Source organism: Aeromonas sp. Prich7-2 (genome assembly GCF_017939255.1).
Lineage (GTDB): Bacteria > Pseudomonadota > Gammaproteobacteria > Enterobacterales > Aeromonadaceae > Aeromonas > Aeromonas caviae.
In genome coordinates this window covers 62,261-76,106 of the sequence record NZ_JAGKRI010000025.1, presented here as the reverse complement: position 1 = coordinate 76,106, position 13,846 = coordinate 62,261, and the positions used below count along the sequence as shown (strand labels likewise).

Genomic DNA, 13,846 nt, shown 5'->3' with positions numbered 1-13,846 from the left:
ATGGCTATCCCAACCCTGAACAATTACGCCATGCCCAGCCAGTGGAAGGCCAACAAGGTCAACTGGTCTCTGGAACCCAAACGCGCCGCCCTGCTGATCCACGACATGCAGGAGTACTTCACCGCCTTCTATGGCGAAAACAGCCCGCTGATTGCGGCGCTCACCGAGCAGCTGGCCGCCGTGCGCAAGCAGTGCAAGGCCCTCGGCATTCCGGTCTTCTACACCGCCCAGCCCAAGGATCAATCCCCTGAAGATCGCGCCCTGCTCAATGACATGTGGGGCCCGGGTCTCAACAAGCGGCCAGAGCAGCAGCAGGTAGTCGCAGCGCTGCGCCCGGAGCGTGACGACACCGTGCTGGTCAAGTGGCGCTACAGCGCCTTCCAGCGTTCCGAGCTGGAGCAGATGCTCAAAGAACTGGGGCGGGATCAGCTGATCATCGGCGGCATCTACGGCCATATCGGCTGCATGATGACCGCCTGCGACGCCTTCATGCGCGACATCCAGCCCTTCTTCCTGGCGGACGGGGTGGCAGACTTCTCCCTGGCCGATCACCAGATGGCGCTCGACTACGTGGCAACCCGCTGCGGCAAGGTGATCCCCTGCGAGGAGGTGCTGGCCCTTGCGCCGGTTGCCGCTTCTGCCGTCCAGAGCAATCCGTTGCTGACGTATGAGGGGCTCAAGGCGCGGCTGCTGAGTCATATCGACGAGGACGAAGATGAGTTTGACCCCGACGAGAACCTCATCGACTACGGTCTGGATTCGGTGCGGATCATGGCCCTGCTCACCGAGTGGCGCGCCGCCGGGGTGGAGCTCGGCTTCGTGGATCTCGCCAAGCTGCCGACCCTCAACGGTTGGTGGCGCCTCATCGAGGCCAGGCTGGCAGCCCAGGCGCTGGAGGTGACCCCATGAACCGCTTCCCCTTGACCATCCCCCAGCAGGGGCTCTGGTCCGGACATCTGCTCAATGACGACAAGGCGATGTTCAACACCGCCGAGTGCATCGCCTTCGACGGCAAGGTCGAGGCGGCCGTGCTGGTCACGGCCCTTGCCAAGGCGGTGGGGGAGTGCGAGGCGCTCAAGGGCCACTTCGAAGACGATAAGGAGGCGGTCTGCTTCGTCTCGCATGAGCTGCCCCTGGCCTATGAAGAGGTCTCCCTCGAGCGCGATGACGAGACGCTGACCCGCGCCTGGGCCTGGGCCGATCTGCGCCGCCCGTTCGAGCTGACCCAAGAGGCGCCCTGCCGTTTCGCCCTGCTGCGCGGCCCCGGCCGCGATTATCTCTACAGCTGCGTGCACCACATCGCCCTCGACGGTTTTGGCACCACCTTGCTGTTCCAGCGCATCGCCGAACTGTATGCAGAGGGGCTGGCCGGTGAGATGAACTCCCCATCGCCCTTCGGCTCGTTGGCTGAAGTGCTGGCCGAAGAGGCGAGCCGCGAGCAGAGCGGCAAGAACGCCGCCGCCCGCGCCTTCTGGCAGGAGCAGCTGCAAGGCTGGCCCGAGGTGAAGTCCTTTGGCGAGACCCGCGCACCGATTGCCGCCGAATTTATCCGCGAGAGCCGTCCGCTGCCGGCGGCGCTCTGGCAATCCCTGACCGGCTTTGCCGACGAGCACAAGCTGGGCTGGCCCGATCTGCTGCTGGCCGGCCTCTCGGCCCAGCTGTCGCTGTCGAGCGGCCAGGATAAGACCCTGCTCGGCCTGATGATGATGAACCGCATCGGCTCGGCGTCCCTGACCGTGCCCTGCATGCAGATGAACATTACCCCCCTGGCTCTCGCGCTTGGTGAAGAGCTGGATCTGGCGGGAGCCGCCGGCGCCGTGGCCAAGGCCAAGCGCGGGGTGCGCAAACACCAGCACTACCGCTACGAGCTGCTGCGTCGCGACCTTGGCCTGGTGGGGGGCGACAAACGCCTGTTCGGCCCGCTGGTCAACATCATGCCGTTCGATCACGCTCGCCGCTTCGGGCCGCTATCTGCCCATATTCTCAACATCAGCGCCGGCCCGGTGGAGGATCTCACCATCGAGGTGCAGGTCGGCGTCGATGGTCAGCCCAGACTGGATCTGGACGCCAACCCCGGCTGCTACTGTCAGGCGGATCTGGCAGCCATCGCCGATACCCTGTTTGCCCTGCTGGGACGCTGGCTGGCCGAGCCCGCCCAGACCCTGGGGACGCTCAAGGCCGACTGGCTGGCGGAGCAGCGGGCCAGGGCCCTGATCGCCGGCCCCACCCATGAAGTGATCAAGACGCGGCCTGTGCTGGAGGCGCTCTGCCACTTCGCCGCCCAGACCCCGGACAAGATTGCCTTGATTCAGCGCACGGCGCAGGGAGAGGCCCGCTTCAGCTACGAGGCGCTGCTGGCCAGAGCCGAACAGATGGCGGCCGCCTTGCAGGCCGAAGGCGTCGCCCCCGGCGACAAGGTGGGGGTCATGCTGGCCCGCACCCCCCAGGCCATCTTCGCCCAGCTGGCGGTGCTGCTGGCGGGCGCCGTCTATGTGCCCCTCGATCCCGAGCAGCCGCTGGAGCGCCAGGGCCATATTCTGCGGCTGGGGGAGGTCAAGACCCTGATCACCCAGGCCGAGTACCGCCACAAGCTGGCCAGCCTGTTTGAGGGGCGCACCCTGCTGGCGGGGGATCTGGTGAGTGGCGATCGGCTCAACCAGCCGGCCGCCGGTCGCGCCGTCGCCTACCTGATGTTCACCTCGGGCTCCACCGGCCTGCCCAAGGGGGTGGCGGTGAGCCACGGCGCCCTGGATCACTTCGCCGCTGCGGCCCGCTGCCGCTATCACCTCGATGAAGACGCGCGGATGCTGCAATTCGCCCCCTTCAACTTCGACGCCAGCATCGAGGAGGTGTTCGCCACCTTGAGCGCCGGTGCCACCCTGGTGCTGCGCACCGACGCCCTGCTCGAATCCATGCCCGCCTTCGCGGCCGGGGTGGAGCAGATGGGGATCACCCACCTCGACCTGCCTACCGCGTTCTGGAACGAGTGGGTGGTGGCGCTGACGGCGGGCCAGGCCCATATTCCTGCCGGGCTTACCACCGTCATTATCGGCGGCGAGGCGGTCTACCCCGAGCAGTTGGCCCAGTGGCAGCGCCAGGGCCGCTCCGATGTGCGCCTCTTCAACACCTACGGCCCCACCGAAACCACAGTGGTGGTGACCACCCAGGAGCTGCAGCGGGAAGACCCGAGCCAGGCCCAGTTGCCCATCGGCCTGCCGCTGCCCGGCATGCAGGCGCTCATTCTGGGGGCGGGGGAGCAACCCGCCGAGGAGGGGGAGCTGGTGCTGCTCGGCCCGCAGCTGGCCAACGGCTACGTGGGGGACGTGCAAGGTAGTTTCGATACCCTCCGTGTTGGGGCGGAGCAGATGCCTGTCTACCGCACCGGCGATCGGGTGCGATTGGTGGATGGCCGGCTGGTCTACCTTGGTCGGCGCGACAACGAATTCAAGATAAGCGGCTATCGCATCCAGCCCGGCGAGGTGGAGGCCCAGCTGCTGGCCCTGCCGGGGGTGGACGAGGCGTGCGTGCAGGGGGTGAGCATCGGCAGCGTGCGCCGGCTGGTGGCCTTCGTGGCGGGGTCGGAGCGCGACAGCCGGGTCATCAAGGCGCAGCTGGCCAAGGTGCTGCCTGCCGCCATGATCCCCACCGACTATCGCCACTATGACCAGCTGCCCCGCACCGGCTCCAACAAGCTGGATCGCAAGGCCCTGCTGGCCGCCTACCAGGCGGGCGGCGAAGCCTTGACCCTGGGCAGCGAGACCGAGAACCGGGTCGGCACTATCTGGCAGCAGATCCTTGGGCTGGCCACCATGGCGCCCACGGACAACTTCTTCGAACTGGGGGGCCAGTCCCTGCAGACCATTCAGATCGTCAACCGGCTCGGCGCCGAGTTCGGGGTGCAGGTCAAGGTCTCCGACGTGTTCGATCACCCGCGCCTGGACGACTTCTGCCGTTTCCTCGACGGCCTGCTTTCCGAGGACGAAGAGAGCGTGGAGATGGTGTGGTGATGGATAAGGAGCAACAAGCAATGGCCTTTGATTTCACTGGCAAGCGGGTCTGGGTGACCGGAGCAGGGCGCGGCATCGGCCGCGAGGTGGCGACGCAGTTCGTGGCAGCCGGCGCCTGTGTGGTGGGGCTGGATCTGGCGTTTCCCGAAGCCGATTACCCCTATGCCACCCGGCTGCTCGATATTGGCGACTCGAAGGCGGTCAACGCCTGCTGCGCAGCGCTGCTGGCAGACGGCGGGCTCGATGTGCTGGTGAACGGGGCCGGAGTGCTGCGCCTCGGCCCCACCGACGCCTTGAGCGATGACGACTGGCACGACTGCATGACGGTCAACGCCAGCGGCGTCTTCTATCTGCTGCGGGCCCTGGTGCCCCACTTCAAGGGGCAGCAGCGCGGTGCCATCGTCACCATCGGCTCCAACGCCGCCCATGTGCCGCGCATGCAGATGGCGGCCTATTGCGCCTCCAAGGCGGCGGTCACCAGCCTGACCCAGACGGTGGGGCTGGAGCTGGCCCCCTTCGGCGTGCGCGCCAACCTGGTGTCGCCGGGCTCGACGGATACCCCCATGCTGCGCGGCATGCTGCCAAGCGAGGAGGCCATGGCCCGCACCATTGCCGGGTTGCCGGAGCAGTTCAAGCTCGGCATCCCCCTGCGCAAGGTCGCCACCCCGGCGGAGATCGCCCATACCGTCCTCTTCCTGGCCTCGGATCTGGCCAGCCACATCACGCTGCAGGATCTGGTCGTCGACGGCGGCGCCACCCTGAGTGCCTGAGGCTTGAGAAACAGATGAACAATATGATTTTGCTGTTGAAACAGCTGGAACGGCAGGGGGTCAAGCTGGCTCTGAACGACAAAGGTCAGCTTATCTCCCAGTCGAGCAAGGAGGCGGTGACGCCGGCCATCGGTGCCACCATCAAGGCCCACAAGGATGAGCTGGTGCGCTGCCTGGCGGCCCGTGCCGCCTTCGAAGAACCTATCGCCGCCGAGGGCGCCCGGCAGGGGCCGCTCTCCTCGTCCCAGAGCGGGCTCTGGTTTATCGAGCAGTACGAGGAGGCCTCCCACCTCTACAATATGCCGGTCTATTTTCGCGTCAAGGGAGAGCTGGACACGGCGGCGCTGGAGTTTGCCTTCGACCACCTGTTTGCCCGCCACCCCAGCATGCGCACCCGCTTCATCAAGGACGAGGCGGGCAGGGGGGCGCAGGAGATCCTGCCCCATACGCCCTTCACGTTGCAGATTGAGGATGTGAGCGCAGAGCCCATTGCCGAGCGCGAGGCCTATGTGGCCCGCCGGGTGCGGGAAGAGATTGGACGCCCCTTCTCCTTGACCCGGGGGGATCTCAGCCGGGTGCACCTTATTCGGCTGGGCAGCCGCGAGCACGTGCTGCTGATCACCCAGCACCACATCATCTCCGACGGCTGGTCGGTCAAGAACATGTTCGCGGATCTCAAGCGCGCCTTTCTTGCCCATCAGAACCGCGAGCCCCTGCAGGTGAGCGAGCTGCCGCTCACCTACATCGACTATGCCCGCTGGTTCAACTCGGACCGTTTTCTCGATTATCACGCCGAGTTCAAGCCGTTCTGGGTCGATCGACTCGGTGGCAGCCCCGAGGTTCACGGTCTGCCGCTCGACAAGCCGCGCCCGGCCCATCAGGACAGCGGCGGCGAGCTGGTCTTCTCCACCATCGAGAGCGACCAGTGGGAGAGCTTCAAGCGCCTCTGCCAACGCCACAGCACCTCCAACTTTATCGGTCTGCACGCCCTGTTTGCCCTGCTGATGGTGCGCCAGAGCGGCGAGAAGGAGGTGGTGATCGGCACCCCGCTCGCCTATCGTGAGCGCCACGAGATCGAGTCGCTGGTGGGCTTTTTCGTCAATACCCTGGTGCTGCGCACTCAACTCAGCGGCAAGCCCAGCTTTGTCGACTATCTGCAGCAGTGCCGGGAGGAGGATCTGGCGGCCTTTGATCACCAGCTCTACCGCTTCGAGGCGCTGGCCGAGGCCATCGGCGCCGATCGCACCACCGCCATCAACCCCATCTTCCAGATCATGCTGGTCTATCAGGCCAAGGTGGACTTCAACGATCTCATCCCCGGCTGCCAGCTGGTGGAGGAGACCTCGCCTGTGCTGCCGGCCAAGACCGACATATCGGTCAAGGTGACCGAGCTGATGGACTCCGTCCGGGTGGACTGGCTGTTTGCCACCGCCCTGTTCGAGCGAGAGACCATCCAGGCTTATGCCGATCGCCTGCTGCACCTGATGCGCGCCGTGGTGGCGGCCCCCGAGACCGACATCTGGCAACTACCGCTGGAAGCGGGCACCGACCAGGCCGCGCTGGCCGCACAGCTTGCCGACTTGCCGCAAGACTACCCGAGCCGCGACACCCTGCTCTGTCATATCGAGCGGCGCGCTATTCAGTTGCCGGACGCGCTGGCGGTGAGCGAGGGCGCGCAATCGTTGACCTATGGCGAGCTGGAGGTGCGTGCCAACCAGTTGGCCCACTGGCTGCAATCCTGTGGCGTTACCCCGGGCGCCGCCATCGGCATCCAGGCCAGACGGGATGTCGCCTTTGCCATCGCACTGCTCGCCTGCTGGAAGGCGGGGGCGGCCTATGTACCGCTCGATCCTGCCTATCCCGCCGAGCGGCTGGCCCATATCCTTGGCGATGCAGCCATCAGCCTGGTGCTGGGTGGCGTGCCGGACCCGCGGCTTGCCGAGGCGCTGGTGGGCACGGGTGCCCAGTATCACAACCTGCACCAGCTGGCGCTGGACAAGATGCCAACCAGCACGCCCGCACTGCCTCGGGACGCCGCCATGCTGGCCCAGATCATCTACACCTCCGGCAGCACCGGCCTGCCCAAGGGGGTCATGGTGGAGCAGGGCAGCCTGGTCAACCTGATGGCGGATCACGGTGATCGCATCGCCATTGATCATAACGGGGCCATGTTCAACTGCATGTCCCTCTCGTTTGATGCCGGCAACATGACCAGCTTGCTGCCCCTGTACTGCGGCGCGGCCCTGCACTTCGGCGAGCCGGGGGAAGGGGTGATCGCTGCCGCCATCAGCAAGGGCGCCAGCCATATGATTTTGCCGACCGCCCTGCTCGCGAACCTGCTGCCACCGGCGGATCTCGGTTCCCTCAAGGCCATCGGCTTTGGCGGCGAGGCGTGCCCGAGCAGCCTGGTGGAGCGTTGGGGAGAGCGGGTGGCGCTATTCAACATGTACGGCCCGACCGAGTGCACCGTCACCGCGCTCTGCGCGCAGCTCACTCCGGGGGCGCCCATCACCATAGGTAGCCCCGTCAACAACCTGAAGGCGCTGATCCTGGACGAGGCGGGTAACCTCTGCCCGGTGGGGGTCCCAGGCGAGCTCTGCCTGGCGGGGCTGGGGCTGGCCTGCGGCTATCTCAATCTGCCAGAGCGTACCCAGGAGGCCTTTATCGAGCTGGCGCTGGCGGAGGATCGTACCCATCGCCTCTATCGCACCGGCGATCGGGCCCTGCTGCGCCGCGACGGCAACATCCAGTATCTGGGCCGGATAGACGAGCAGATCAAGCTGCGCGGCTATCGTATCGAGCCGGGTGAGATAGAGACCCGGCTTGCCGAATTGTGCCCGGTCATCCGCCAGATCAAGGTGGTGGTGCAGGAGGGTCGCCTGCTCGCTTACGCCTGTTTGCAGGCCGGGGCAAGGGAGCCCGACGGCGACGCCCTGCTGCAGCGAGCCGGCGAGTGCCTGCCCGAATACATGGTGCCGGCGCGCCTCTGCTGGCTGCCCGAGATGCCGCTCACCCCCAACGGCAAGCTGGACTTGCGCCGCCTGCCTGCCATCGTCTGGCAGCAGAGCAAGGGCGAGCCGCAAAACGAACTGGAGCAGACCGTGCTCGCCATCTGGCAAGGGGTGCTCAAGCAACCGCTCGGGGTAGAGGATGACTTCTTCCGTCTGGGCGGTGACTCCATCCTCAGCATCCAGCTCACCACCCGGCTGCGGGATGCGGGGCTGCACTGCAGCGTGAAGGACGTGTTCGAAGCCAAGACGGTGCGCCGCCTCTGCCGCCAGCTCGGCCAGCAGCAGGCGGTCAGCCACAGGAGCGAGCAGGGCAGCCTGACCGGCGAGTTCCCGCTCCACCCCATTCAGCACTGGTTCTTCGAGCAGGGCTTTGCCAAATCCGGTCACTGGAACCAGGGGGTGATCCTGCGCCTGCCGGCCGGGGTGGACGATGAGGACCTGCGCGGCTGGCTGAATGCCCTGCGCCAGCACCACGATGCCCTGCGCCTGGCGGTGACCCCGACCGGCCAGCGCTACCTGGCCGAACTGCCATTGCCGCCGCTGCCGACCCTTGATGCCGCCAATCTCGATGAGGCCGAGCTGCAAGCCCGCCTGACCGAGCAGCAGGGAGAGCTCGACCCTGCCAGCGGCCACACTTTGGCCTGGGCCCGCCTGCGGAATCTCTCTCTGGAAGGTGAGCGGGAGGGCGAGACGGTGGAGGGGCTCTTCCTCGCCTTCCACCACCTGGTCATCGATGCGGTCTCCTGGCGCATTCTGGCCGAAGATCTGGCACGGGTGAGCAGGGGCGAGCCGCTGCCCGCCAAGGGCAGCAGCTATCGCCAGTGGGGCGAGGGGCTCGCGGCCTACGCCAAACGGGAAGAGGATCAGCTTGGCTTCTGGCTGGCTCAGGGGGAAGGCAGCCAGGGTCACCTGCTGGAAACGGCGCGCGCCGCCGATGGCCGCGCCGCCGCCAGCCTGCTGCAGCTGAGTCAGGAGACCACGGCCCGTCTCATCGACACCGCCAACCAGGCCTACTTCACCCGGGTGCCCGACCTGCTGCTGGCGGCACTGACTCGTACACTGAGCGAGCAGGGTTATGGCAGCCGTCACTGCGTGATGCTGGAAGGGCACGGCCGTGAGGCCATCGATGCGGAACTGGACGTGAGCCGTACCCTGGGCTGGTTCACCAGCACCTACCCGCTGGCGCTGGCGGATGCCAAGGAGTGGGATGCGCTGGTGTGCGCCACCAAGGAACAGCTGCGCGCCGTGCCGGACAAGGGGGTGGGCTTCAACGCCCTGCGACTGCACCACCCCCGTGGTTGGGCACTGCCCGAAGCCCTGATCGTCTTCAACTACCTGGGGGTCAGCCATCAGGGCGAGGCCGCTCAGCCCTGGCAGCCCCTGCCGCTGGCGCCGGGGGCACCTACGTCCCCTGACAACCTGCCGCGGGAACTGGTCAGTCTGCATGGGGGCGTGTTTGATGGCCGCCTCACCCTGCGCCAGGTCGGCGCCCTCAACCAGCAAGGGAGCGACGCTCTGATGGCGCGGCTGGCGGACAACCTGACGGCGCTGGTGGAGCACTGCTGCAACCTGAAGGCGCCGCGCCATACCCCGAGCGACTTCCCGGGGCTTGACCTCTCGCAAGCTGGGCTCGATCGGGTGCTGGCAGGGCGCGAGGTGGAGACCCTGCTGCCCATGACCTCGCTTCAGCAGAGCATGTTCCATCACAGGGCGCTGCTGCCCCGGGATCACGCCTATCACCTGCAGACCGAAATCGACTATCACCAGCCGCTGGACGTGGCGGTCTACCGTCAGGCCTGGCAGGGGCAGATTGCCCGCTGGCCGGCCCTTCGCAGCGAACTGGTACTGGCGGACGGGGTGGCGCTGCAGCGCATTCTCAAGCACGCCGAGTTGCCATTCCACTATGAGGACTTGTCCGAGGTGGGAAATGCAGAGACACGGGTCCAGGCATACCGCGAGCAGGATCTGGCCCGCCCGATCCCGCTGGAGCAGGCCCCCCTGCTGCGCCTTGCCTGTTTCAAATTGGCCCCCGATCACCACAAGGTGATCTTCAGCGCCCATCACGGCGTGCTGGATGGCTGGAGCGGTCCCGTGTTGCTGGGCTCCCTGCATCGCGCCTATCAGGCGCTGATGAACGGCCTGCTGCCACAAGCCGAGCCGGATACCGCCTGGCTCGAATTTGGTGGCCATATCGCCAGCCAAGCCCGCAGCGCCGACGCTTACTGGCAGGGGCGTGGCGAGCTGCTAACAAAGCCTAACGATCTCGCCTGCCTGTTCGGGGTGACGCTGGACGCGGGCTCAAGCGGGCGCCATACCCAGCAGCGACCGGCGGTGTGCGCCACGGCGCTGCCGGCCGAAGTGGCAGCTCAGCTTGCGCGCCGTGCCCGCGACCTGGGCGTGACTGCGGGCCTGTTGGCCCAATATGTCTGGCACCGTCTGCTGGCACGCCGCTCTGGCGATGCCGTCACCCTGGTGGGCAACGTGACCCCGGGCCGGGACTATCCCATCGAGGGGATCACCGCGAGCGTCGGGCTCTACATCAACAGCCTGCCGTTGGCGCTTGAGTGGTGCACCGAGCTGACCCTGGCCGAGCATATCGCCCGGTTGCAGACCGACCTGATGGCGCTCAATGAGCACGGCACCCAGTCGCTGGCGGCACTGACCAAAGGCCGGGCACGTCTGTTCCAGAGCCTGTTCGTGTTCGAGAACTATCCCATGCCGGCAACCCCTGCCGCCCCCGAACCTCACCAGCTAGTGCCGCGCTTTGGCACCGTGGTGGAGAAGGTGGAGCTGCCGCTCTCCTTGGTGGTCAGCAGCCGGGGTGAGACGCTCCAGCTGCGCCTCGAGTTCGATGGCGAGCAGATCCCCGAGGCACGGGCAGAGGCGGTGCTGGCTGACTGGCTGGTCGAGCTCGGCTGGCTGGCGCAGGCGGATCTGAGCCAACCGGCCAGTGTGGTGGCGACGGCACTGCCCCCGGTGATGCCGCAGGTGGTCGCCACCAGGACGGAGCCCGGTCTGGCTCAGCCGCCGGCCGAGGCCCGCGTGCTGGTGGCTCTGTGGGAGCGCCAGTGTGGCGTGCCCGGCATCTGGCAGCAGACCTTGTGTGAACTCGGGGTGGATTCGGTGCAGCAGCTCGCCCTGCTGGCGGCCCTCAACGAGGCGTTTGGCCAGGAGCGGGCGCCGCTCAGCCTGCAGACCCTCAAGGCCCATCCATCCCCCAGCCGGCTCTATCGGCACTGGCTGGTGCGCCAAACGGAGGCCGCACTATGACGGTGACCATCAAGCATAAGGCTCAACTCGTGCAAACCCGGCCCGCCCCCCGTGAGGGGGCGGCCAACCTGGGTGCGCGGCTGGCCGCCTGTCTGGCCGCCAGTCCGCTGGCCCCCGCCATCCGTATGGGCGGGGAGGGCATCAGTGAGGGCGGATCAGATGAGCAGTGGCTCAGCTACGGCGCGCTCAATGTCAGGGTCGGCGAGATTGCCGCCCGATTGCAGGGGCTGGCGGTGGGGGAGCGGGTCGGCCTCTATCTCTCCCGCAGCCCCGATCTGGTGGCCAGCCTGCTGGCCTGCCTGCGGCTCGGTCTCACCTTCGTACCCCTTGAGCCGGACTTTCCGGTGGAGCGGCTGCAGGGGATCGCACGCCAGGCGCGCCTGTCGGCGGTGATCTGCGACGGCGACAGGCCGGCTCCCGCCTTCGGCTGTCCGCTGCGTACCCTCGATGGCCCGGCAGCGGCAGGGCCCGTCTCCTGGCCCCAGGTGGATGACGCCCTGGCTGCCTACATGATGTTTACCTCGGGTTCCACCGGCGAGCCCAAGGGGGTGGTCATCAGCCGGCGGGCCCTGCTCTGCTTCCTCGACGGGATCCGCGAGCGGCTCGGGCTTTCACCTGGCTGCCACTGGCTCTTCATCACCACCCCGGCCTTCGACATCTCGCTGCTGGAGATGCTGGGGCCGCTCTGGGGCGGTGGCCGGCTGACGGTGGCCGGCGGTGAGCACAACAAGGATCCCCTGGGGATGCTGGCCCTGCTCGAGGCCGACCCCTCCATCAACTGGCTGCAGGCCACCCCGGCCTGCTGGCGCATGCTGCTCAAGGCGGGCTGGCAGGGGCGCAATACCCTCACCGCCCTGTGCGGTGGCGAGGCGCTGGACTCAGGGTTGGCCGAGCAGCTCTGTGCCCGCACCCGGCGGCTGTGGAACTGCTACGGGCCGACCGAGGCCACCGTCTGGTCGCTGGTGAGCGAGGTGCGCTGGCCGCCGGTTGGCGGGCAGATCACCATCAGCCACAGCCTGCCCGGCTATCGTCACTGGGTGCTGGACGAGGCGGTGCAGCCGGTGGCAGAGGGGGAGTGCGGCGAGCTCTGCATCGAGAGCCCGGCCCTGTGCGAGGGGTACTGGCGCAAGCCTGCCTTGACCAGCGCGGCCTTCCTGCGCCTTGCCACCCACCGCCTCTATCGCACCGGCGATCGGGTGCGCCTCCTTGGGGCGGACCGCTTCCTCTATCTGGGACGGCGCGACGATCAGGTCAAGCTGCGGGGCTTTCGCATCGAGCTCGGGGAGGTGGAGGCGGGGCTGCGCCGCCAGGCCGGGGTGCAGGAGGCGGCGGTGCGTCTGGTGGGTGAGGGGGACGATGCCATGCTGGTGGGCTACGTGGAGGCGAAAAGCGGGGTGACTCTCAATCGCCTCGCCCTGCGCAAGGGGCTGCAGGCGACGCTGCCGCACTACATGGTGCCGGCACGGCTTATCCTGCTGGATGCCCTGCCCAAGACCGGCAGCGGCAAGCTCGACAGAAAGGCGCTGCCATTACCGGGGTGACAAAGGGCTTGCAGGTTCGATGCCTCAATAACAGGGTGCTGGCACGGATCCTCTTGCTGGATGCCCTGCCCAAGACCGGCAGTGGCAAGCTCGACAGAAAGGCGTTGCCTTTGCATGAGTAAGCTGTCTTGCCGGATGGTAAGAGCGATGGATAAAAAGAAGCCCGCATCATGCGGGCTTCTTGTTGGCTGTAAACCGAGGGGGCTTAGTGAGCGATGGGGGCGGCATCCGGTTTGGTGAGCAGGCGCTCGACGTCGTCGATCACCTTGAGGGCCGCCTGGGGGCCGCCGGTGGAGGTCCAGAGAGACCCGTCCACGGCGCCGAAGCGCTTGCCCTTGATGGCGCCGAGCTGCTGGAAGGCCGGGGTCTGCTCGGCCTGCTTCATGGCATCCACCGCATCCCCGCTGGTGCTGAGGGTGCCGATCACCAGCCAGTCACCGTCCAGCAGGTTGAGGGATTCGAGGCTCAGGGCCGGGGAGTGGGGGCTCTTGTCGCCAATCTGGTGGGACGGTCGGGTGAGCCCCATCTCGGTGACCACGCTGCTGGCAAAGGTGCCGCCGTGCATGTAGCTCGGCCCCTTGGGGTTCCAGCGCACTATGCTCATCTGCTCCCCCTGATGCTTGGCGAGCTTGCTGCGGGCCTCTGCCAGGCGGGCCTCATACCGGGTGAGGAACGCCTTGGCCTCGGCCCCCCGGTTCATCGCGTCGGCGCTGCGACCGAACACGGTTTTCCAGGGCTCGCCCCAGTTGCCGGTGACGACGGTAGGGGCGATCTCCTTGAGCAGGGCCAGGAGCTCGGGCTTGGTCTGGCCGGTGAGGATGAGGTCCGGCTCCAGATCGATGAGGGTCTCCAGATTGGGGTTGTCCAGATCCCCGACCACGGCGATCTCCTTGCCCGCCTTGTCCAGCAGATAGCGGGGCAGGGTGGACTGGCCGCGTCCATTGACGGTGCCTACCGGCTGCACCCCCAGAGTCAGGGCGCTGTCGAGATCGAGTTCGCTCAACACGACGACCCGCCGGGGCGCATCGGGGACGCTCTGGGACTGGCCGTTGGCATCGATGACCTGGCGGCTGCCCGCCTGGGCCTGGAAGCCCGTCAGGCTGGCCAGCATGAGCAAGGTGGCCAGCGGGGAGAAGATCTTCATGGTGACATCCTTATGGGTGAAATCGGTGGGCCGGAGTCTGTGAAAAGTGCCTGAGAGCCGCCCGGCCAGCCCCGAATGGGCGGGGACATGCTACCACAAAGCA

Annotated in this window: 6 protein-coding genes; 5 read left to right on the top strand and 1 reads right to left on the bottom strand. The window is 67.0% G+C overall.

All coding sequences use genetic code 11. The features are described from left to right. The 5 genes from amoB to amoH are packed head-to-tail and all read left to right on the top strand — an operon-like array spanning nucleotide 1 to nucleotide 12,599. Nucleotides 1–909, top strand: coding sequence for an amonabactin biosynthesis bifunctional protein AmoB (amoB, locus tag J9892_RS06230; protein WP_210538098.1), 909 nt, complete (start codon nucleotides 1–3; stop codon nucleotides 907–909). Further along, nucleotides 906–4,007, top strand: a complete 3,102-nt coding sequence (amoF, locus tag J9892_RS06225; protein WP_210538097.1) for an amonabactin biosynthesis non-ribosomal peptide synthetase AmoF — start codon at nucleotides 906–908, stop codon at nucleotides 4,005–4,007. The genes amoB and amoF overlap by 4 nt, the downstream gene beginning before the upstream one ends. A gap of 20 nt (nucleotides 4,008–4,027) precedes the next feature. Then, nucleotides 4,028–4,777, top strand: a complete 750-nt coding sequence (gene amoA / locus J9892_RS06220; protein WP_043155884.1) for an amonabactin biosynthesis protein AmoA — start codon at nucleotides 4,028–4,030, stop codon at nucleotides 4,775–4,777. Nucleotides 4,778–4,791: 14 nt separating this feature from the next. Further along, nucleotides 4,792–11,058: an amonabactin biosynthesis non-ribosomal peptide synthetase AmoG gene (amoG, locus tag J9892_RS06215; protein ID WP_210538096.1), complete on the top strand. Its 6,267-nt coding sequence runs from the start codon at nucleotides 4,792–4,794 to the stop codon at nucleotides 11,056–11,058. After that, the gene (amoH, locus tag J9892_RS06210) at nucleotides 11,055–12,599 is read left to right on the top strand and encodes an amonabactin biosynthesis glycine adenylation protein AmoH (protein WP_200163718.1); all 1,545 of its coding nucleotides are present in this window, start codon (nucleotides 11,055–11,057) and stop codon (nucleotides 12,597–12,599) included. The genes amoG and amoH overlap by 4 nt, the downstream gene beginning before the upstream one ends. Before the next feature lie 205 nt (nucleotides 12,600–12,804). Here amoH and J9892_RS06205 read toward each other — a convergent pair whose 3' ends face one another. Beyond that, nucleotides 12,805–13,743 (bottom strand): iron-siderophore ABC transporter substrate-binding protein, encoded by a 939-nt coding sequence (locus tag J9892_RS06205; RefSeq protein ID WP_010674440.1) that lies wholly within the window; start codon nucleotides 13,741–13,743, stop codon nucleotides 12,805–12,807. Nucleotides 13,744–13,846: the final 103 nt, after the last annotated feature.

What these genes read in the sequence shown, in the direction of transcription:
- amoB (WP_210538098.1), top strand. Translation starts at nt 1, where the DNA reads ATGGCTATCCCAACCCTGAACAATTACGCCATGCCCAGCCAGTGGAAG.
- amoF (WP_210538097.1), top strand. Translation starts at nt 906, where the DNA reads ATGAACCGCTTCCCCTTGACCATCCCCCAGCAGGGGCTCTGGTCCGGA.
- amoA (WP_043155884.1), top strand. Translation starts at nt 4,028, where the DNA reads ATGGCCTTTGATTTCACTGGCAAGCGGGTCTGGGTGACCGGAGCAGGG.
- amoG (WP_210538096.1), top strand. Translation starts at nt 4,792, where the DNA reads ATGAACAATATGATTTTGCTGTTGAAACAGCTGGAACGGCAGGGGGTC.
- amoH (WP_200163718.1), top strand. Translation starts at nt 11,055, where the DNA reads ATGACGGTGACCATCAAGCATAAGGCTCAACTCGTGCAAACCCGGCCC.
- J9892_RS06205 (WP_010674440.1), bottom strand. Translation starts at nt 13,743, where the DNA reads ATGAAGATCTTCTCCCCGCTGGCCACCTTGCTCATGCTGGCCAGCCTG.